This window comes from Chitinophagaceae bacterium (genome assembly GCA_016710165.1).
GTDB lineage: Bacteria > Bacteroidota > Bacteroidia > Chitinophagales > Chitinophagaceae > Ferruginibacter.
In genome coordinates, this window is record JADJLJ010000002.1 from 686,550 (window position 1) to 706,008 (window position 19,459).

The 19,459-nt window shown below is 45.0% G+C and carries 19 protein-coding genes; 11 read left to right on the forward strand and 8 right to left on the reverse strand.

The features are described 5' to 3' along the window. Positions 1-10 precede the first annotated feature (10 nt). Entirely contained in the window at positions 11-838 is an 828-nt protein-coding gene (locus IPJ02_13415; protein ID MBK7376510.1) for a hypothetical protein, read from the reverse strand. A 282-nt stretch (positions 839-1,120) separates the two neighbouring features. On the opposite strand from IPJ02_13415, the gene IPJ02_13420 reads away from it, so the two are divergent. Then, complete coding sequence (locus IPJ02_13420; protein MBK7376511.1) at positions 1,121-2,542, forward strand: FAD-binding protein; 1,422 nt, start codon at positions 1,121-1,123, stop codon at positions 2,540-2,542. Between the two features lie 54 nt (positions 2,543-2,596). After that, positions 2,597-3,214: a hypothetical protein gene (locus IPJ02_13425; GenBank protein MBK7376512.1), complete on the forward strand. Its 618-nt coding sequence runs from the start codon at positions 2,597-2,599 to the stop codon at positions 3,212-3,214. Between the two features lie 2 nt (positions 3,215-3,216). On the opposite strand, the gene IPJ02_13430 is transcribed toward IPJ02_13425, so the two are convergent. Next, complete coding sequence (locus IPJ02_13430) at positions 3,217-3,756, reverse strand: TIGR00730 family Rossman fold protein (GenBank protein ID MBK7376513.1); 540 nt, start codon at positions 3,754-3,756, stop codon at positions 3,217-3,219. A 79-nt stretch (positions 3,757-3,835) separates the two neighbouring features. Between IPJ02_13430 and IPJ02_13435 the strand changes: the two genes are divergently transcribed. From IPJ02_13435 to IPJ02_13460, 6 genes are all read left to right on the forward strand, one after another. Further along, positions 3,836-5,359, forward strand: coding sequence for a sodium:solute symporter (locus IPJ02_13435; GenBank protein ID MBK7376514.1), 1,524 nt, complete (start codon positions 3,836-3,838; stop codon positions 5,357-5,359). 116 nt (positions 5,360-5,475) lie between these two features. Next, on the forward strand, positions 5,476-6,513 hold the full coding sequence (locus IPJ02_13440; protein MBK7376515.1) for a hypothetical protein: 1,038 nt from the start codon (positions 5,476-5,478) through the stop codon (positions 6,511-6,513). Positions 6,514-6,519: 6 nt separating this feature from the next. Continuing rightward, positions 6,520-7,194: an O-methyltransferase gene (locus IPJ02_13445; protein MBK7376516.1), complete on the forward strand. Its 675-nt coding sequence runs from the start codon at positions 6,520-6,522 to the stop codon at positions 7,192-7,194. 3 nt (positions 7,195-7,197) lie between these two features. After that, positions 7,198-8,337, forward strand: a complete 1,140-nt coding sequence (locus IPJ02_13450) for a LysM peptidoglycan-binding domain-containing protein (GenBank protein ID MBK7376517.1) — start codon at positions 7,198-7,200, stop codon at positions 8,335-8,337. A 41-nt stretch (positions 8,338-8,378) separates the two neighbouring features. Next, on the forward strand, positions 8,379-8,915 hold the full coding sequence (gene hpt / locus IPJ02_13455; GenBank protein ID MBK7376518.1) for a hypoxanthine phosphoribosyltransferase: 537 nt from the start codon (positions 8,379-8,381) through the stop codon (positions 8,913-8,915). 69 nt (positions 8,916-8,984) lie between these two features. Next, positions 8,985-10,757, forward strand: a complete 1,773-nt coding sequence (locus IPJ02_13460; GenBank protein ID MBK7376519.1) for a von Willebrand factor type A domain-containing protein — start codon at positions 8,985-8,987, stop codon at positions 10,755-10,757. Here the strand turns inward: IPJ02_13460 and dnaJ are convergent. Both dnaJ and IPJ02_13470 read right to left on the reverse strand, forming a co-directional pair. Continuing rightward, positions 10,754-11,929, reverse strand: a complete 1,176-nt coding sequence (gene dnaJ, locus IPJ02_13465) for a molecular chaperone DnaJ (protein ID MBK7376520.1) — start codon at positions 11,927-11,929, stop codon at positions 10,754-10,756. The genes IPJ02_13460 and dnaJ overlap by 4 nt on opposite strands. Positions 11,930-11,946: 17 nt before the next feature. Beyond that, positions 11,947-12,495: a nucleotide exchange factor GrpE gene (locus IPJ02_13470; protein MBK7376521.1), complete on the reverse strand. Its 549-nt coding sequence runs from the start codon at positions 12,493-12,495 to the stop codon at positions 11,947-11,949. A 139-nt stretch (positions 12,496-12,634) separates the two neighbouring features. Here IPJ02_13470 and IPJ02_13475 point away from each other — a divergent pair, with 139 nt between their 5' ends. Beyond that, complete coding sequence (locus IPJ02_13475) at positions 12,635-13,816, forward strand: class I SAM-dependent rRNA methyltransferase (GenBank protein ID MBK7376522.1); 1,182 nt, start codon at positions 12,635-12,637, stop codon at positions 13,814-13,816. 14 nt (positions 13,817-13,830) lie between these two features. On the opposite strand, the gene IPJ02_13480 is transcribed toward IPJ02_13475, so the two are convergent. Together IPJ02_13480 and IPJ02_13485 are read right to left on the reverse strand one after the other, a co-directional pair. Next, positions 13,831-14,073: a T9SS type A sorting domain-containing protein gene (locus IPJ02_13480; protein MBK7376523.1), complete on the reverse strand. Its 243-nt coding sequence runs from the start codon at positions 14,071-14,073 to the stop codon at positions 13,831-13,833. Positions 14,074-14,300: 227 nt separating this feature from the next. Next, a complete protein-coding gene (locus IPJ02_13485; GenBank protein MBK7376524.1) occupies positions 14,301-14,771 on the reverse strand; it encodes a redoxin domain-containing protein in 471 nt (156 codons plus the stop codon). Between the two features lie 109 nt (positions 14,772-14,880). On the opposite strand from IPJ02_13485, the gene IPJ02_13490 reads away from it, so the two are divergent. Next, positions 14,881-15,489, forward strand: a complete 609-nt coding sequence (locus IPJ02_13490) for an aquaporin (protein ID MBK7376525.1) — start codon at positions 14,881-14,883, stop codon at positions 15,487-15,489. A gap of 449 nt (positions 15,490-15,938) precedes the next feature. On the opposite strand, the gene IPJ02_13495 is transcribed toward IPJ02_13490, so the two are convergent. Together IPJ02_13495 and IPJ02_13500 are read right to left on the reverse strand one after the other, a co-directional pair. Next, entirely contained in the window at positions 15,939-16,439 is a 501-nt protein-coding gene (locus tag IPJ02_13495) for a DUF1573 domain-containing protein (GenBank protein ID MBK7376526.1), read from the reverse strand. A gap of 21 nt (positions 16,440-16,460) precedes the next feature. Further along, positions 16,461-16,949 carry a DUF1573 domain-containing protein gene (locus tag IPJ02_13500; GenBank protein MBK7376527.1) on the reverse strand — a complete coding sequence of 163 codons (489 nt, stop codon included), beginning with the start codon at positions 16,947-16,949 and terminating at the stop codon, positions 16,461-16,463. A gap of 128 nt (positions 16,950-17,077) precedes the next feature. On the opposite strand from IPJ02_13500, the gene IPJ02_13505 reads away from it, so the two are divergent. Beyond that, complete coding sequence (locus IPJ02_13505) at positions 17,078-19,459, forward strand: transketolase (protein ID MBK7376528.1); 2,382 nt, start codon at positions 17,078-17,080, stop codon at positions 19,457-19,459.

Sequence of the window (19,459 nt, forward strand, 5' to 3'; positions counted from 1 at the left end):
GAATATTTTTTTATTCCTTTTCGATCTTTATCTTAAGATCATCTTTCTTAAGATACTTCCGGTATTTATCAGTTACTTTTTCGGGTTGTTTTTTACCATCGATGTAAAGGTCCTTGTTCTTATACTCCAGTGTAAACCCTTCTTTGGTATTTACCAGGCCATCTTTCTCCAGTCCGGTGATCAGCTCTCTGGTCAGTTTCAACTCTTCCTTTGCCTTGTTAATGTCTTCTTTTGCTTCGCCCATGATCTTGTCCAGATCTATCCTGTCTATCTCCGCCCTGCTCTTTTCGATCTCCTTTTTAGCCTGGTCAAGTTCTTTCGTAATGGCTTCTTTATCTATTTTGCTGATCTCAAGCTTTGCTTTTTCAATTTCTTTTTTTGCTTCGGCCATTGCTTTTTCGATCTCTTCGCTTTTAAGGTCCAGGTTCAGGTCCAGCAAAGAGGAGTTTACACTGGCAAGGGTTTTGTCCAGGTCAATGCTTTTCAGTGAACGTTCCACATCGCTCATTATTTTTTCCATGTCAACCGATTTCAGGGATGATTCGATCTCTTTCTGCATTTTGGAAAGGTCTATCTTCTTCAACTCCTCTGTAAGCTGTAATAAAGACCTGTCGAGTTCGGTCTGCAGCTTGTCAAAGTCTTTCATTTTGATGGAACCCTGGAAGTCTTTGTCCGGTAGGGTATCAAAACTGCATTTCCGGAAGTCGCTGTTTTCCTGAACCGCAAACCTGTTGTAGCTGAAAGGAGAATCCTGGAAGGACATGGTGATGCCGCCCACCAGCAGCAGGGCCAACGTGGTGCCCAGCACTTTTTTGTTCTTTAAAATAAATTGTTTCATGGCTTTACTTTTTAGTGATTAAGAATAAATACGAATAAATTCGTAACAAATATATATTTCCCTTTTTAAGATTTGCCTGGCGTTAATAAGATTTAACATTTTGACAGGAACCTGCTTCCACCAGGTAGTGTCCTATTTTGAATATTTTGTAACCTGTCATGCTGAGCCTGCCTACCGGCAGGCAGGCTCAGCATGACAATCATTCAAAATAGGACACTACCTTCCACGAACATCATTTTATCAACTCAGCATTTTATACGATTTTTACACAAATAATGTTACATGCAAAAGGAAGGAGTAACAGCAGACAAGGCATTGCAGCACATCGGGTCATTCAAAAAGATCGTGGGCGAGGCGTTTGTTTTTGCTGATGAACAAAGCCTGAATGATTATGCCCACGACGAAACGGAGAACCTTCATTTCCTGCCCGGCATTGTGATCAAGCCCCGTTCGGCAGCAGAGATAAGTGCCATCATGCAGCTTTGCAATGAACACAGGATCCCGGTCACCCCGCGGGGGGCGGGTACCGGGCTTAGCGGAGGGGCTTTACCGCAGTTTGGAGGTGTGTTGCTTTCTACCGAGCGAATGAATTCCATCCTGGAAATTGATGAACGCAACCTGCAGGTAACTACCGAGCCGGGAGTGATCACCGAAGTTTTACAAAATGCAGTAAAAGAAAAGGGCTTGTTCTATCCACCCGACCCCAGCAGCCGGGGCAGTTGTTTTATTGGTGGCAATATTGCCGAGAACAGCGGGGGTCCCAAGGCAGTTAAGTATGGCGTGGTAAAGGATTATGTGCTCAACCTGGAAGTGGTTCTTCCTAACGGAGAGATCATCTGGACGGGTGCCAATGTGTTAAAAAATTCCACCGGGTATAATTTAACACAGTTGATCGTGGGCAGTGAAGGAACCCTGGGCATCGTAACCCGGATCGTTCTGAAACTCCTGCCTTATCCAAAATACGACCTGCTGATGCTGGTGCCGTTCAATTCACTGGAAAAAGCGGGGGAGGCAGTAAGTGCGATCTTCCGGGCCGGGTTTACACCCAGCGCCATGGAACTGGTGGAGATAAATGCCCTGAAGATCGTGAGCAGGTTCGTGGACAGTACCGTGGTGCCGGTAACCGATGAAATGGAAGCGCATTTGATCATTGAAGTGGACGGCAATCACCTGGACACCTTGATGAGCGAGATGGAAGCAATTGCTGAATTGCTTACCAGGTATGATTGCGGGGATGTGTTTTTTGCAGACGATGCCCAGCAAAAGGCCGAGTTGTGGAAACTGCGCCGCCGTGTTGCAGAAGCTGTAAAAATAAATGGTTATACCATTGAGGAAGATACGGTGGTGCCCAGGGCCGAATTACCGGCCCTGATACGTGGCGTGAAAGCATTGGGAAAGCAATACAACTTTGAAGTGGTTTGCTACGGCCATGCAGGCGATGGCAACCTGCACATACGCATCAGGAAGCCCGGCAGTATTTACAGCCTGAACAACCCGAATGTGATACCGGCACTAAAGGCCCTGTTTGAACTGGTAAAAAAACTGGGCGGTACCATCAGCGGCGAACATGGCATTGGACTGGTACAGAAAGAATACATGGACATTGTATTTGCCAACGCCAATATGCAACTGATGAAGGGAATAAAAAGAACATTCGACCCCAATAACATTTTAAACAGCGGTAAGATATTTGATGTGGATTAAACCATTCCGGCATTCAACATTCAAAACCGTTGCCAAACGAAAACTAAAAGGACCATGAAAAAACTATTCATTGCAACATTGATCTTAACAGCCTCTTTTTCGGGCTTTGCCCAGGATGAGGAAGAGGAAAAGAAAAGAGGTTTTAAAAAAGAAAACCTGTTTGTAGGCGGAGACCTGACACTCGGGTTCAGTAATGTATATACCGCCATCGGTATAAGCCCCTATTTTGGTTACAGCCTGAACAAATATGTTGACGTTGCTGCATCCTTTAATTTCAACTATACATCGCAGCGTGACTATTTTGTGTACGGCGATAAGGTAAGGCAAACCATCTACGGTCCCGGTGCATTTGTACGGGTATATCCTTTCCGGTTCGTGTTTGCGCAGGCACAGTTCGAACATAATTTTGTAAAGTCAAAATACATCCCGGCGAATAATTCCGGTTATGTTCCTGCCACCGATCATGTAGATGCAAACAGTTTCCTGGTGGGCGCAGGTTATGCCGGTGGCCGGAGTGCGTATAATAAGAGTTTTTATTACTTCTCTGTATCATGGGACCTGATACGGGACAGGAATTCACCCTATGTTGACGGACTGGGAAGGGCTGTTCCCATTATACGGGCTGGTTATAATATTGCCCTCTTCCAGGGCGGGGGCAGAAGGGGCAGGTAATATCAACCAAGATAACTGCTGATCTCTCCCGGGGATGTAACCACCACCAGCCTGTCTTCAATTTTATCATAGAGGAAACCTTCCTGCTGCATTACGGCTGCAAGCGATAGTAAGTGATCGTAATAACCGGCCGTGTTCAGGATGAATATTCTTTTATCGTGAATGCTCAGCTGGTTCCAGGTGAGCATCTCAAAAAATTCGTCCATCGTGCCAAATCCCCCGGGCAGTATGATGGCGGCATCACATTTTTCATAGAGCATTTTTTTACGGGTATGCATATTGTCAACGATGATCAGTTCCGTGATGCCTTCGTGGTGATGTTCCCTGTCTTTTAAAATGGAGGGAATGATACCGGTCACTTTCCCGGACCGCTCCAGTACGGCATTGGCCACGGCACCCATGATGCCTTTATTGCCGCCGCCATAAATAAGTTCTACTTTTTTTTCTGCCAGTAAATACCCAAGGTCCCTGGCCTGTTTTTCAAATAATGGATTGTTGCCGGATTTGGAGCCGCAAAAAACTGCCAGCGATCTTATCTGCATAAAACTTTATTGGTTATTTATGGACAAAGACACGATATTTTCTCTAAATTGAATTTTATTTTTACGTAAACGGTTGCCTATGTCGCCCCTTCTGTTGTTTTCATTTGTAATAGGGTATTTTATCCTGTTGCTGGGAGTTGCCTATGTTACTTCACGCAATTCCAACAACGAATCTTTTTTTATCGGCAACCGCAGCAGTAACTGGATGCTGGTGGCATTTGGCATGATCGGTACCTCACTCAGCGGGGTAACCTTTGTGAGTGTGCCCGGCGGTGTGGGTGGGGGCAATTTCTATTATTTCCAGATCGTGCTTGGATACCTGCTCGGGTACATGGTGATCGCTTTTGTATTGATACCGCTGTATTACCGGATGAACCTTACGTCCATTTACACGTACCTGGAAAGGCGGTTTGGGATCAATGCCCATAAGGCCGGTGCATTTTTTTTCATACTGTCCCGTGTGGTGGGGGCCACCGCCCGTTTATACCTTGTAATAAGCATTCTGCAGATCTTCATCTTCGACAAACTCGGGATCCCCTTTGAATTGACCGCCTTTGTTATTTTGGTGCTCATCCTGTTGTATACGTTTGAGGGCGGCGTGAAAACGATCATTTATACCGATACCCTGCAAACAACCGGTATGCTGCTTGGCCTGGTGGTTTGTATCATTGTCATCATACGGGCCATGGGGCTTGACTTTGGAAGCACGTTGTCGCTGCTGAATGAGAAAGGCTATACAAAGATCTTCAATACGGATGTAAAGGCCGGCTCTTTTTTCCTGAAGCACATCATTGGGGGTATGTTCATTGCCATTGCCATGACCGGGCTTGACCAGGAGATGATGCAGAAGAATATCAGCGTTAAGACCATTAAAGACTCCCAGAAGAATATCATGTCGTTCACGGCGGTGCTGATGGTGGTGAATTTTTTGTTCTTGTTCTTAGGCGGTATCCTGTATTTGTATGCCGGCACAAATAATATCAACGTTGCCCCCGATGACCTTTTTCCCACCATTGCATTGAGCGATGCATTCAGCGGATCGATCGGCATTATATTCATCATTGCCTTGATCTCGGCCCTGTTCCCGAGCGTGGATGGCGCCATAACCTCCCTAACTTCCTGTTTTTGCATCGACATTTTGGGGATCAATAAAACGGAGGGGACCGAAAAGGAAAAGAAACGGACAAGGCTGAAAGTGCACTTTACCTTTGCGGTGGTGTTTTTCCTGATGGTATTGATCTTTAAAGCAGTCAACGATAAGCTGATCATCGACTTTATCCTGAAATTTGCAGGCATTACCTACGGGCCGTTGCTCGGGTTGTTCTCTTTTGGCATATTGACAAAAAGGCAACTGAACGATAAGCTGATCTGGACCGTTTGTATCATAGCGCCATTGATGGCGCTAGGCCTGGATATGCTGAGCAGCCCGGAGTGGTACGAAAAGAAACTGCATGTTTCGCTGGGGCTGAGAGCGATATCAGAAAACCTATTCAGTGGGTATAAGATCGGGAATGAATTGATACTCATAAACGGCATTTTTACTTTTATTGGCTTATGGCTTATTTCAAGGAAAGATAGCGGCAAAGCTGTCATTTCTGCCTAACTTCACCATGTTAGTAAATGCCATCTTTCGGTTGGAGGGTTACGGATGATATCAAAACCTGAAAGCAATACAACAGTCTGTATGATGTAGCAAAGAGTTGATTTTAATTATTTTTTATGATAAAAAATATTTTAATAACTGTTCTGTCTTTTGTAGTTCTTATAGTAATTACAAGTTGTAAGAAAAACATTGCTGACAACTCCCCTGCTGACAACTCCCCTGATGTTTACGTCGCTGGCCACGAGAAAAATGCTGCTGGGGCCTTTGTTGCCAAGTACTGGAAGAATGGCACGCCCATTAATCTTACCGATGGAACGAATACTGCATACGCATTATCTATAGTCGTTTCAGGAAATGATGTATATGTCGGTGGAGGTGAACTAAATGGCTCAGGTCCTTACATTGCCAAAATCTGGAAAAATGGGATAGCTACAAACCTTACAAACGGGATTAACAATGGTCTGGTGCACAGCATAGCGGTATCCGGAAGTGATGTTTACGCAGCAGGCTTTGAACGTCTTCCTGTGGGAGAAATTCCAAGACTTTGGAAAAACGGAGTACCTGTCAACTTAACACTTGGAGCTAACGAGTTTGGAGGAGCTCATTCCGTTTTTTTATCCGGAGCAGATGTGTATGTAGCCGGGTTTACAATCGTACATCCAGTAACAGGTGGCCCTGTGGCTAAATATTGGAAAAACGGGGCGCCTTTTAGTTTGACAGACGGCACCCGGCGTGCATCACTCAGATCAATCTTTGTTTCAGGCAATGATGTATATGCGGCCGGACATGAAGAGACTACACCAGGCTCAAGTAAATTTTTTGCTAAGTATTGGCACAATGGTACAGCCTTTAACCTTACAGCAGGTACAACACCTGAAGAAATAGCTAACTCGATTTTTGTTGCCAATGGAAATGTGTATGTTGGGGGCGGCATACAAACGTCTGCTAAACTTTGGGTGAATGGGGTTTTGACAAATATCACCAGTAATGCTTATGCAAGTTCGGTAAGTTCTGTTTTTGTTCATGGAAGCGATGTATATGCAGCAGTATATGAAAATTCTATGGCCAAAATTTGGGTGAATAATAATCTCACCCGTCTAACTGATAGTACATATCTTGCTATTCCATCTTCAGTATATGTGGTAACGCCATAAGATTAAATGCTAAGGAAAGCTATCTTTACCAAAAAATTTTCCTTGGATCTAATTCATCCTTCCGTTCAGCAATACTCCGAAGCCCATACTACCGCAGAAGATTCTCTGCTGAAAGAGATCTATGATTTCACCACACAGCATCATACAAAAGCTGTTATGCTCAGCGGCCCGCTCCAGGGCAAACTGCTGGAAATGCTGAGTCGCATGATACAGCCCCGTACAATATTGGAGATAGGTACTTTTACCGGTTTCAGTGCCCTGTGTTTGGTAAAAGGTTTACAGCCGGAAGGCAAACTGCATACAATAGAAATACGACAGGAAGATGCTGAAACTGCAGCAAAGTATTTTAAAAAAGCAGGCATGGACTACTGTATTGAACTGCATATTGGTAATGCGTTGGAGATTATACCCACACTGCCTTTAACCTGGGATCTTGTTTTTATTGATGCCGATAAAGTGGGGTATATTGATTATTACGAATTAACTTTGCCTCTGGTAAAAAAGGGAGGGTGGATAGTGGCCGATAACGTACTTTTTCATGGGGAGGTGCTGGGTGAAAATGTAAAAGGGAAAAATGCCGTGGCCATCCGGGCATTCAATGAACATGTGCGTAATGATGACAGGGTGCATCAGGTGATGCTGACCATACGGGACGGTCTCTTATTGATTCAAAAGAAATAAAGGATGAGAAGAGGGATAACAGCAATATTAATTTTTTCTTTTTCACTGGGCGTTTCAGCACAGCGTACTTCCATTGAGGAATATGTTGAGCAGTTCAGGGACATTGCCATGCATGAGATGAAGCGTTCGGGTGTTCCGGCTGCCATTACGCTGGCGCAGGGGATCCTGGAATCGGAGAGTGGCAACAGCGAACTGGTGAAAAGATCAAATAACCACTTTGGTATAAAATGTAAAAGCACCTGGGCCGGGGATAGTGTGAACCATGATGACGATGCCGTAGGCGAATGTTTCAGGGCTTATTCCGATGCTTCTGAAAGTTACCGGGATCACAGCAATTTTTTGCGGGGCAACCAGCGGTATGCATCTTTATTCCGGCTTGATCCTGAAGATTACAGGGGCTGGGCCAACGGATTAAAAAGGGCCGGTTATGCCACCAATCCGAGATACCCGGAGCAGCTGATAAAATACATCGAGCAGTACAACCTGCAGCAATATACGTTGCTGGTATTGAATGACGTACCCCCATCAGATATTGCAAAGAGAAATGCGGAGAACGAAAATATACCAGCTACGGCAGGGGTAAAGGATGAAAGCCCGGTTGTAACGGATGAAACGATCGTCCTGGCAGGCGACCCGGGCAGGATCATTACCATAAATAAGATAAAATGTGTTTTTGTAAATAAGGGTACTTCCTTATTAGCGCTGGCCACCAGGCACAACATCAATTTAAAAAAGCTGATGGAGTATAACGACCTTGCTGAGGAAGGCATCCTTAAAAAGGACCAGTACATTTTCCTGCAAAAAAAGGCAAAGACGGGTGAAAAGGAATATCATATTGTACAACCCGGGGAAACCGTGCATGATGTGGCACAGAAGAATGGCATACAACTCCAATACCTGCGAGCGTACAATGACCTGGAGCAAATAGAAGCGATGCCTGCAAATACCAAACTGTTTCTTCAGCCGGGCTTTAAGGGAGCAGGTGCCAACGGCCCGAAAGTGAAAACCCATACGGTTGAACCCAAAGAAGGTTTATATGCCATTGCCCGGAAATACAATGTAACGGTGCAGCAGCTGAAGGATTGGAATAAACTGGAGGGCAACGGATTAAAAATAGGGCAGGAGATAATTGTATCAAAGTGATTTTTCATAGCCTGCCATGCAGGCATTAAACTTTAACCCCCATGGTGATCCAGGTATTGGACAAAAAATTTCAGCCGTATATAAAGGCCGAGCAGATCCAGGAAAAGGTGAACGGGCTTGCCGCAAAGATCAATGCAGAATATGCCGGGAAGAACCCGTTGTTCATTGCCATACTGAATGGCTCCTTCATGTTTGCATCGGATCTGTTTAAAGAACTTACCGTAGATGCCGAGATATGTTTTATCAAACTGGCTTCTTACAAGGGCACAAGATCCACCGGCAATGTGGTCACTTCCATCGGGCTGGATGAATCCCTGAAAGGCAGGCATGTGGTCATCGTGGAAGATATTGTTGATACGGGTAAGACCCTGTATGAGTTTTTGCCCCAGCTTACCAACCAGCAGCCAGCCAGTTTAAAGATCGCGGCGCTGCTGCATAAGCCCGATGCATTGACCTTTCCGCTTACGATTGATTACCTTGGCTTTAATGTGCCGGATAAATTTTTGCTGGGTTATGGCCTGGATTATGACGGGCATGGACGGAACCTGAAGGAAATTTACCAGTTGGTCGGAGACTGACCGGGCAACATTACTGAACAAAAAGTTGTCTTGGTAAAGACAGAACGATTTTTTATAAATAGCCTGCTATTGAAAAAACTGGTTGCCCATATCCCGTTGCTGCTGGTGGCGTTTGCCGCAAATGCCCAGTACTACCTTCGCGGCGAAATTACCGATGAAAAGAACCAGCCCCTTCAGAATGTAAAGATCCTTCTGCATTCTAAGAACCAGTATTTTTATTCCGGCACAGGCGGTGGTTTTGGCATCACTTCAAATACTCTCTATGATTCCCTCACATTATTCATGGAAGGGTATGAATCAAAATCACTGAAAGTGAACTGCGATCAGTGGCAGTATATCAGCCTTAAAGTACTTCCGTCAAATGTTAACCGCAACCGGCCTAAGCTGATCTCGGTTACCAAGAACCTGGAGCAAACCTCCCGCGTTAAATGGTATATAGACAATGAAACCTATTTCCAGCTGGTGGAAAATGATTTTGTAAATACGGTTAAGTATCCCAATACCGGCTTCTCCTTGAATGTAAACAAGGCATCGTACAGTAATGTGCGGCGCTTTATCAATATGCAGAGCACGGTACCCCCGGATGCCGTGCGTACAGAGGAGGTTATCAATTACTTTAACCTGCATTACCGTGAACCCGCAGGCAATGATCTTTTCCGCATCGAATCGCAACTCACATCCTGTCCCTGGGATATGGAAAAAATGCTGCTTGTCCTGAACCTCAATGCCCGGAAACTTGACCTGAATAAAATTCCTCCTGGAAATTTCGTTTTTTTGATAGACGCATCCGGCAGCATGGATATGCCCAACCGGCTTCCCCTTCTCAAAGCGGCTTTCCAGTTATTTGTAAAGAACCTCCGGCCCATAGATACCGTTTCCATCGTTACGTATGGAGGAACGGTTGGCGTCTGGCTGCAGCCTACCAGTGGAGCGGAAAAAGAAAAAATAATTAAATCAATTGAAGAGCTTACTGCGATGGGTGATACTCCCGGTCAGTCAGCTATCATGGCTGCCTATATGCTGGCCAATAAAACATTCATCAAAGGCGGCAGTAACCGGGTGATCATGGCAACCGATGGGGATTTTAATGTGGGGGCGTCTTCAGAGAAAGAACTGGAGGAATTGATAACCAAGGAAAGGCAAAGCGGGGTTTATCTTACCTGCCTGGGTGTTGGCATGGGAAATTTCAAAGACTCAAAACTGGAAACGCTGGCAAAAAAAGGGAATGGCAATTATGCATACATTGATGATATACGGGAGGCCGAAAAGGTCCTGGTGAAAGAACTTACGCAAACCTTTTATGGAGTGGCCGATGACGTATTCATGAACATACAGTTCAACCCAAATCTTATAAAGGAATACCGGCTGATCGGTTTTGATAACCGCCGGGATGCAGTGGCCGACAGCACCATTGACATAGAGGGAGGCGAATTGGGAAGCGGGAACAGCGTGCTGGCTTATTTTGAGATCGTGCCTGCCACAGACCAGCTTTTTAAAGAAGGATCTTTTGTGAATGATAAAGTGGCAACCGTGAATATGCGTTACAGCCGGTGCAATGATACCGCCCACCTGAATTTTGTAAAAGAATGTCCGGCTGCGTTCACAGATTTTAAAAGTATTGACCGGGAACTGCAGTTTGCAACAGCAGTTACCATGTTCGGGTTGAAGGTAAAGCAATCAAAGTTCATGCGGAATGCCGACTGGCCTGCTATACGGGCAATCGCTGTGGAATCGTATAATCCAAACAGTTTTTTGCAGGCAGAATTCCTTCAGTTGATAGATAAAGCCGAAGCGATTTATACCAAAACAAAAAAGAAAAAGAAGAAAGGCGGGTCCGATTAAGAGAACATCTCCCTTACCTTATCAAAGAAGGACTTTTCATTTTTCTCCGGCTTGGGCCTGAAGTTTTCAGACAACTGCATTTTCTCCAGCATTTTCTTTTCTTCATCCGATACGTTCTGGGGCGTCCATACATTCACCTGTATCAACTGGTCGCCTTTTTCATAGCTGTTTACATTGGGAAAGCCTTTTCCTTTAAGCCTGAATATTTTTCCGCTTTGTGTTCCGGCAGGTATCTTGATCTTGGCCCGGCCATCAATGGTAGGCACTTCCACCTGGGTGCCAAATACCGCATCCGGTATTGATATATGAAGATCATAGGCCACATTCAGCCCATCCCTGTGAAGTTGTGGATGTGATTCTTCTTCGATAAGAACGATCAGGTCGCCGGGGGCACCGCCCCTTTCTCCTGCATTTCCTTTGCCGCTTAAACTAAGCTGCATTCCTTCCTGTACGCCGGCTGGTATGTCAATGGTCACGGTTTCTTCTCCGTAGATCCTTCCATCGCCTTTGCAGGCGGTGCATTTATGAGTAACCGTGCTGCCTTCTCCATTGCATGTGGGGCAGGTGGTCACCGTTTGCATTTGACCTAAGAACGTATTTTGTACCCGCCTTACCTGGCCGCTTCCGCCACAGGTGCCGCAGGTTTGTACGCTGTTCTTGTCTTTTGCACCACTGCCGTTGCAGGTGTTGCAAATCACGTATTTCTTTACCTTGATGGTCTTTTGTGTACCCTTGGCGATCTCTTCAAAATTCAGCTTAAGTTTTACCCTCAGGTTGCTGCCACGCTGGCCGCGGCTTCTCCCGCCCGAACTTCTCCTGCCACCACCACCTCCACCAAAGAAACTACCGAACGGATTATCATCGCCGAAGATGTCGCCAAACTGGCTGAATATATCATCCATGTTCATGCCGCCACCACTGTAACCGCCGCCACCGCCACGGCCCGGGCTGAATGCCTGGTGACCAAAACGGTCATATTGCGCACGTTTATCGGTATCGCTCAGTACTTCATACGCTTCCGCAGCCTCCTTGAATTTTTCTTCCGCAGCTTTGTCCCCGGGGTTACGGTCAGGATGATATTGCATTGCAACCTTACGGTATGCTTTTTTTATCTCGTCCTGGCCTGCACTTTTGGATACACCCAGTATTTCGTAAAAATCTTTCTTCGACATGTAAGTTCCCGGTTTAGTTATTTGCCAACCACCACTTTTGCAAAGCGGATTATTTTATCATTGAGGTAATATCCCTTTTCAACTTCATCTACCACTTTGCCTTTCTGTTTTTCAGGTACTTCTATTTCCGTGATGGCCTCATGTTTCTCCACATCAAAATCGGTGTTTACGGTTTCCATTGCCTTTAACCCTTTTGCCTGGAGGGTATTCCTCAGTTTAGTAAATACCAGTTGAACCCCTTTTTTATTGTTGATAATATCTTCGCTTTCCTCCAGTTGTTTTTCGGCACGTTCGCAATCATCCAATACTTCCAGCAAGGAGGAGATCACATCCTTACCCGCCGTTTGTATCATTTCCAGTTTTTCCTTTGCATTGCGGCGTTTAAAATTGTCGAATTCGGCGAAAAGGCGCAGGTATTTATCCTTCTGTTCCTGCAATTCGGCCTGTAGTTTTTCCATGGCATCCTCTGCCCCTGGGTTGCTTAAATGCGTATTCCCGGGTACATCGGCATCGGCATTAATGTTCATTTCGTCTTTTTCCGGCGTCATTGTTTCTTTTTCTTCCATATACGGGATTTAAAATTGGTTGCGAAGGTACAACAGTCAAACATTTTGCCAAGCCCTGTATTGCGGTCAAATTGACAAAAAAGCATTGAATTACGGCCGATTGCTGCCTACTCTATGACAGGGATGTTACCTTTGCGCCATGAAAGGTATTTTTTTGAATAAAAACATCAGCCGCCGGGTGGAACTCGGCCATCCCTGGATATTTGCAAACGAGGTAAACCGGGGTAAGGCGCTGGATGCGGCAGCAGCGGCAGGTGAAATAGTCAATGTATTCACCCATGATAAGAAATTCATCGGAAGGGGGTATATAAACCCAAAATCGCAGATAATGGTGCGCCTGCTCACCCGGGATAAGGATGAAATCATAGATGAGGATTTCTTTTTAAACCGGATATTGAAGGCCTGGGAATACCGGCAAAGGATTGGGTATACCGAAAACTGCCGGTTGGTGTTTGGAGAGGCAGATGACCTGCCCCAGCTCATCATCGACAAATTCAACGATCACTTTGTGATCCAGACCCTGGCCCTGGGAATAGATGTATGGAAGCCGGCTATCGTTAAGGCCCTTGAAAAAATATTCAGTCCCAAAGGGATCTATGAGCGTAATGATGTACCCGTTCGGGAACTGGAAGGACTGGAACAGCAAAAAGGCTTTTTATCGGATGCGTTTGATACGAACATACAAATTACAGAGAACGGGATAAGATTTCATGTGGATATTGCCCAGGGACAAAAGACCGGGTTCTTTTTAGACCAGCAGGACAACCGCCGCGCCATTCAGCATATTGTTAAGGATGCAGATGTACTTGGCGCATTTTGTTACACCGGTTCTTTTGAAATAAGTGCGGCTCATTTTGGTGCCCGGTCTGTGCTTGGACTGGATATATCTCAATATGCCATTGAGATGTGCAACAAAAATGCTGCATTAAATGCGCTGGACAACATATGCCGGTTTGAATGTGTGAATGCATTTGATGTACTGAAGGAATGGGCTAAAGAAGGAAAACAATGGGATGTGGTGATGCTGGACCCGCCCTCGTTCACCAAAAGCAGGGCAAGTATTGATAAGGCCATTGCCGGGTATAAGGAAATAAACCTGCGGGGTATGAAACTGGTGAAGCCGGGAGGTTTCCTGGTCACGTCAAGCTGTACCAACCTGGTGCAGCCCAAATTATTCCTGGATACCATACTGCTGGCAGCCCAGGATGCAAAAAGAAGAATAAGGCAGGTGGTTTTTAATACACAGTCGGCAGATCATCCCGTGATACCGGGACAGGAAAATACACAGTATCTGAAATTTCTGATCGTACAGGTAATGTAAAAGGAGAGGGCTGTTTACTTGACCACCTGGAACTTTCCGGAATCAATGATCTTTCCGCTCTTGTCCCTTAGCTGGTAAATGTAGATGCCACGGTAAAAATCATCCAGGGGTAAAGTGATCTTTGGAGAAACCTTACTCACTTCGTTCACTTTTTTGCCCATGAAATTATATATCTGCAGGGAATACGACTTATCATAGCCATACTGGAAATCGAAATTGATCACCGTGGTGGCGGGAATTGGATACGGTTTTAACAACTTTGCAACCGGGTCACCGGGGCCAGAAGGCTTGTTTTGAGCGAAAGAAGTAAAATTTAATCCAATAAGTAAAATTGATATGTAAACAATTTTCTTCAACAAAGTAAAAATAGTAAAATCTTTCAAATAACCAATACCTCAAAAAAAGGTATTTACACCTAAATTATGTTAAAAACAGCTCAAAATGCGCTGCCTTATATTAAAACGGTAAATAATTCAAATTATTATCAATCAAGGCTGTCCAGGACCTGGTTTATAGTATTAAAATCGGGTATATCACCTGCATTTTCCAGCACTTCAGCGTAGCGTATGATACCAGCCTTATCAATTACAAAGGCCGACCGTTTGCTTACTCCCTTCATACCGAGTATCCATTCATTATACAAACTTCCATAAAGTGCAGAAACTTCTTTATTGAAATCACTCAGCAGGGGGAAATCATAATGCTGGTCCTCTTTATACTTTTTCAGGGTAAAAACGGAATCTACGGAGATCCCGATCACCTGCGCATTTGCATTGCTGTAACGGCTTATATCATCCCTTACGGCGCATAATTCTTTTGTACAGGTACTGGTAAATGCCTGGGGGAAGAACAGAAGGAGTACATTCTTTCCTTTAAGGCCCGATAAACTTACTTTGTTTTTTCCGGTATCAAATAAAGTAAAATCAGGGGCGGGTTTTCCGGGTTCAATTGCCATGGCTGATGTTTTTACTGTAAAATAAGTTCTTGTGTAAAACTTGTTAACAGCTATTGAACGCTTTTGGTTTAATTAGCAGGCAGATATTTATAACCAAAACAAATCAACTATGAACAAGTACATAACGGAGTTAATCGGCGCCTTCTTCCTGGTAATGGGGGCGATATTGGGTGGCGCTGTAGGGGCATCATTGGCATTGATGATAATGGTGTATGCAGGGGGTCATGTATCGGGGGGCCATTACAATCCGGCAGTTACATTATCCGTATGGATGAGGGGGAAAATTGAAATGAAGGATGCGGTCATGTACTGGATATTTCAGTTTGCGGGAGCTTTGATTGCCGCTTTAATAGTGATGTATGTTTTTTCAAATGAAGGAAGTGGCGAATGCAGGGCAACCGAAGGATGGGGTACAAAAGCCATTATAGCAGAAATGCTGGGAACATTTGCGTTAGCGTATGTTGTACTGAATGTGGCTACGGCCAGGGGAACCAGCGGGAACAGCTTTTATGGGATCGCCATTGGCGGAACCGTATTGGCAATGGCTACTGCCGTAGGTAGTTTTTCGGGCGGGGCTTTTAACCCGGCCGTAGCAATAGGGTTATGCATGCAACACAGCTTTTGCTGGGATCATAGTTGGGTGTATTTTGTTGGTGACCTCGGTGGTGGCGCTTTGGCAGCCATTGCTTTCAGCTTTATCAATCCCGACGATAAATAGCATTACTGTCGGTCAAAAAGTAAAAACCCCTCTGGAAAGAAGGGTTTTTTGTTATCCAAACAATCCATAAAAACAAAAAATCTTTAGTTTGTTAGCACACGATCTTTGAGATCTGGATTGATTATTTGGAAAGAATGCATATGAATACAACTGCCCGGAACCGGTCAGTTAACAGTAAAAAATGATTTGAGGAGTTTGATACAACCGGAGGCTTTCATCAAAAATGGCCTGCCCTTAACAGGGGTATTTTGTTGTGTATTCATAGGATTGGGTTTGTAAGCACTGTGATTTTATTCTCAGTTCCTATATAAACGCTGTTTTTTGTTTTTTATTGCTACATACTGACTATCAGTCATATTGCTGTTTTTTTGATTGCAGAATTCCTGTAATTGATAAAAAAATCCCTGCATTGGAAGATGCAGGGATCCTGGAATGAAGTGAACTGTATGTTAGTTGTTACTCTTTGATAAGGAATTTTTAGCAGCCGGTTTGCCCGATTTTACCGGTGGAGCAGGGGTTTCGTTTTTCTTTTTTGCTTCATTGGTCTCCGCAAGCCATTTGTCATAGTCTTCAGTACTTAAAACGTCGCCGGTGATGGTAATGCTTTTTGATTCATCAATGCCGGCAAACTTAACGGTCAGGTGTTTGTCGAAATGATTTAAAGCCGCAGCATTGTAAGTGGCTGAGATCGTTCCGGTTTTGCCAGGGGCAATAGGAGATTTTGTATAGTCACCAATGGTACAACCGCATGTTGGGCTGGCCTGTTCAATGATCAATGGTTCTGTGCCGATGTTTGTAACAACGAACGTGGCAGTAGTAGGCATACCCTGTTTGATCTTACCCAGGTCAATGGTCTCAGAAGTGAATTTGGCTACATCAGCGGCCTTTTTTTGTGCAAACAAAAATGAACTGAAGGCAAAAGCGACTGCCAGGGATAATAATTTCTTCATGGTTATTAAATTTTTAAGTGTTTAATTTTTTAGATCGTTCAGGCCTTTATTTTCCGGGGCAGAACTTCCGGGTGTTTTCCAAACCTCTCCTTTGATCGTGATCTGTTTGGACTGGTTCTCGTTATAAGAAACCGTAATGAACTTGGTGAAGGGGCCTTCTGCAGCGGCATTATATCCAACGGTGATCTTGGTTGATCCGCCCGGGGCGATCACCTTGTCTTTTTCCCATTCAGGGGTGGTGCATCCGCAACTTGCATGAACATTACTGATCTTCAGTTCTGCATTGCTTTTGTTGAATACTTCAAAAATATGGGTAACGGGTTTTCCCTGCGGTATTTTACCAAAATCGTATTCGGTCTCTTTTAAAACCAACAGGTTATCGGCCTGTGCAATGCTGCCGGCATCCGTTGAAACAACCACTGGTTTTGCCGGGGCTGCTGTGGATAATTGCTGTGCATGAACTGCAGAAAAGCAGGCTACTGCTGCAATAAGTGTAAATATTTTTTTCATGTCGTTTTTTTTAAATAACATTCTCAAAGATACTAAAACGGATACAACGCCCCCAAATTGTCACCCTGTTAGGAGATTTTTAACAAAGCTCCCCTTTAATTTATATTTTTGCCTTACATTAAAAGGCTATGGATACAACCAATAATAACGAGGCTGCTTTAGCGGAAAAACTGAGTTTCGACAACTTCAGGAATGAAGTACTGAAAGACTACCGGGTTGCCTGTGAGAGCAGGGAAACCAGCCTGTTGGGAAGAAAGGAAGTGCTGACCGGCAAGGCCAAATTCGGGATCTTCGGCGACGGGAAGGAAGTGGCCCAGGTTGCCATGGCCAAATTCTTCCGGCCGGGCGATTTCCGGGCTGGTTATTACCGTGACCAGACCTTTATGTTTGCAAGCGGTCTTGCCACGATCGAACAGTTTTTTTCCCAGTTATATGCAGACCCGGATGTTGCCAATGACCCCTTTAGTGCAGGCCGGCAGATGAATGCACACTTCGCCACAAAGATGGTTGATGAGAACGGCGATTGGCTTAACCTGGCTGACCGAAAGAATGTGAGCAGCGATATTGCACCTACTGCCGGCCAGATGCCCCGTGCATTGGGTCTAGCCTTTGCTTCAAAAGCATTCCGTACTATCAAGGAAATCCATTCATTGAATAACCTGAGCAATAACGGGAACGAAGTTTGCTTCTGCACCATCGGCGATGCTTCAACCAGTGAGGGGCATTTTTGGGAAACGATCAATGCAGCCGGTGTGCTGCAGGTTCCCCTGGCTGTTTTTGTATGGGATGACGGTTATGGCATTTCTGTTCCAAAAAAATACCAGACCACCAAAGCCTCCATCTCGGATGCCTTAAAAGGATTTCAGAAAAAAGAAGGAACCAATGGGGTGGATATTTATAAACTGAAAGGCTGGGATTATGCCGGTATGTGTGAGATCCTGGAACCGGCCATCCAGAAGATACGGAATACACATACGCCAGCCATTTTTCATGTAGAAGAGATCACCCAGCCACAGGGGCACTCAACGTCCGGAAGCCACGAAAGGTATAAAACACCCGGGCGTCTCGAATGGGAAAAGGAATGGGACGGACTGAAACAAATGAGGGAATGGATCCTGGCCAATGCACTGGCAGAACCAGAAGAACTGAATAATATTGAAGAGAATGCCAAACAATTTGCAAGAGAAAGCAAAGGGAAGGCATGGGAAAAGTATATCATTCCTGTAAAACAAATGGTAGACCGTGCAATTGAAACAATGCGACCCCTGGAACAGGTCTATCCATCTGTAAAACAGGTTGCTGATGAACTGGCTGCACTGCGGGAACCCATGCGCAGGGATATAATGAGGTCCCTGGCAACCGTTCTTGACCTGGCGGAAGGTAGTTCTTCTGCCCGGGAAGTAAAACAGCTTTATGGATCCTTCAAAACGGAGAATGCCGGTCTTTATAACAGTTACCTCTACAACGGGGGCCCCCGGTCTGCATTAAAGGTACCGGCCATCGATCCTTATTATACCGATAACGCTCCTTTGGTGAACGGCTATGAAGTGCTGAACAGGTATTTTGATGAGCTGTTTGCAACCAACAATAAAGTGATCGCTTTTGGGGAAGACCTGGGCCATATCGGCGATGTGAACCAGGGATTCAGTGGTTTGCAGGAAAAGTATGGCACAGAAAGGATCTTCGATACCGGCATACGGGAGCTTACCATCATGGGGCAGGGCATTGGTTTATCATTAAGAGGTTTAAGGCCCATTGCCGAGATCCAGTACCTCGATTATTTACTCTACGGGTTACAACCGCTCAGCGATGATGTTTGTACAACCCATTTCCGCACAGCCGGCCAGCAGAGTTGTCCCCTGATAGTACGGACAAGGGGGCACAGGCTTGAGGGTATCTGGCACAGCGGTTCGCCCATGGGGATGATCATAAATGCACTCCGGGGCATGTATGTTTGTGTGCCCCGTAATATGGTTCAGGCTGCCGGTATGTATAATACACTGTTGCAAAGTAATGATCCGGGCCTGGTGATCGAATGCCTGAACGGCTACCGGTTAAAAGAAAAACTGCCTTCCAATCTGATGACCTATACCGTACCGCTTGGTGTGCCTGAAATAATAAAAGAAGGAACAGATATAACCCTGGTAAGCTATGGTTCCACGTTACGTATTGTATCGGAAGCAGCAGACACCCTGGATAAAATGGGCATTAGCTGTGAAGTGGTTGATGTGCAGACCTTATTGCCATTCGATATCAATCATGCCATTGTTGGGTCGCTTAAAAAAACAAACCGCATTGTTTTTATTGATGAAGACGTGCCTGGTGGGGCAGCGGCCTATATGTTCAATAAAGTGATGGAAGAACAGGGAGGCTACAAATTCCTGGATGTTTCACCAAGAACAATCACTGCAAAAGCACACCGGCCTTCCTATGGCAGTGACGGGGATTATTTCAGCAAGCCCAATACGGAAGACATCATTGCAGTGATCAAAGAAATGATGGCTGAATAA

What these genes read in the sequence shown, in the direction of transcription:
- IPJ02_13415 (MBK7376510.1), bottom strand. Translation starts at nt 838, where the DNA reads ATGAAACAATTTATTTTAAAGAACAAAAAAGTGCTGGGCACCACGTTG.
- IPJ02_13420 (MBK7376511.1), top strand. Translation starts at nt 1,121, where the DNA reads ATGCAAAAGGAAGGAGTAACAGCAGACAAGGCATTGCAGCACATCGGG.
- IPJ02_13425 (MBK7376512.1), top strand. Translation starts at nt 2,597, where the DNA reads ATGAAAAAACTATTCATTGCAACATTGATCTTAACAGCCTCTTTTTCG.
- IPJ02_13430 (MBK7376513.1), bottom strand. Translation starts at nt 3,756, where the DNA reads ATGCAGATAAGATCGCTGGCAGTTTTTTGCGGCTCCAAATCCGGCAAC.
- IPJ02_13435 (MBK7376514.1), top strand. Translation starts at nt 3,836, where the DNA reads ATGTCGCCCCTTCTGTTGTTTTCATTTGTAATAGGGTATTTTATCCTG.
- IPJ02_13440 (MBK7376515.1), top strand. Translation starts at nt 5,476, where the DNA reads ATGATAAAAAATATTTTAATAACTGTTCTGTCTTTTGTAGTTCTTATA.
- IPJ02_13445 (MBK7376516.1), top strand. Translation starts at nt 6,520, where the DNA reads ATGCTAAGGAAAGCTATCTTTACCAAAAAATTTTCCTTGGATCTAATT.
- IPJ02_13450 (MBK7376517.1), top strand. Translation starts at nt 7,198, where the DNA reads ATGAGAAGAGGGATAACAGCAATATTAATTTTTTCTTTTTCACTGGGC.
- hpt (MBK7376518.1), top strand. Translation starts at nt 8,379, where the DNA reads ATGGTGATCCAGGTATTGGACAAAAAATTTCAGCCGTATATAAAGGCC.
- dnaJ (MBK7376520.1), bottom strand. Translation starts at nt 11,929, where the DNA reads ATGTCGAAGAAAGATTTTTACGAAATACTGGGTGTATCCAAAAGTGCA.
- IPJ02_13470 (MBK7376521.1), bottom strand. Translation starts at nt 12,495, where the DNA reads ATGGAAGAAAAAGAAACAATGACGCCGGAAAAAGACGAAATGAACATT.
- IPJ02_13475 (MBK7376522.1), top strand. Translation starts at nt 12,635, where the DNA reads ATGAAAGGTATTTTTTTGAATAAAAACATCAGCCGCCGGGTGGAACTC.
- IPJ02_13485 (MBK7376524.1), bottom strand. Translation starts at nt 14,771, where the DNA reads ATGGCAATTGAACCCGGAAAACCCGCCCCTGATTTTACTTTATTTGAT.
- IPJ02_13490 (MBK7376525.1), top strand. Translation starts at nt 14,881, where the DNA reads ATGAACAAGTACATAACGGAGTTAATCGGCGCCTTCTTCCTGGTAATG.
- IPJ02_13495 (MBK7376526.1), bottom strand. Translation starts at nt 16,439, where the DNA reads ATGAAGAAATTATTATCCCTGGCAGTCGCTTTTGCCTTCAGTTCATTT.
- IPJ02_13500 (MBK7376527.1), bottom strand. Translation starts at nt 16,949, where the DNA reads ATGAAAAAAATATTTACACTTATTGCAGCAGTAGCCTGCTTTTCTGCA.
- IPJ02_13505 (MBK7376528.1), top strand. Translation starts at nt 17,078, where the DNA reads ATGGATACAACCAATAATAACGAGGCTGCTTTAGCGGAAAAACTGAGT.